This window comes from Halomonas sp. ATBC28, from assembly GCF_005937175.1.
GTDB classification, from domain to species: Bacteria; Pseudomonadota; Gammaproteobacteria; order Pseudomonadales; family Halomonadaceae; genus Vreelandella; species Vreelandella titanicae.
On the sequence record NZ_VCQL01000206.1, the window covers coordinates 1 to 388 of the forward strand.

Annotated in this window: 1 pseudogene; it reads right to left on the reverse strand. The window is 53.6% G+C overall.

The annotated features are described in order from the left end of the window. Window positions 1–388, reverse strand: a pseudogene (locus E0L35_RS26075) (hypothetical protein); the annotation flags it as partial.

The window sequence follows — 388 nt, forward strand, 5'->3', positions numbered from 1 at the left end:
CTTCAACAGGCGCTGATCGTCAGCACTCACGCCAGGCATTTTCACCACTTTATCGATAGTGTCAGAAACGCACAGCATAATGCGGCGCATCTGGCTACGTTGATCAAGCGACAGCTTGTCGTAGCTTTCCACATCGGTAGTCAACATGCCTTTCAGGCGGTTGAGCGCGTTAATGGTATTCGACGGATGGCAATGGAACTCCGCGGGTTGCGTTGCGCCAGCTTCCGGAGCCGGTACTAACTGATCAGCACCGGTCGCTTGTTTCAGCAGTGCAGGATGCTGCTCAAAGTAAGCTTCGACGTTGTTGATGGCATCACGGGTACGGGTGATTTCGTAGCCAGTGGCATTCATGTTCACCACGAAGCCTGCTGGTGCGACGCCAATCAAT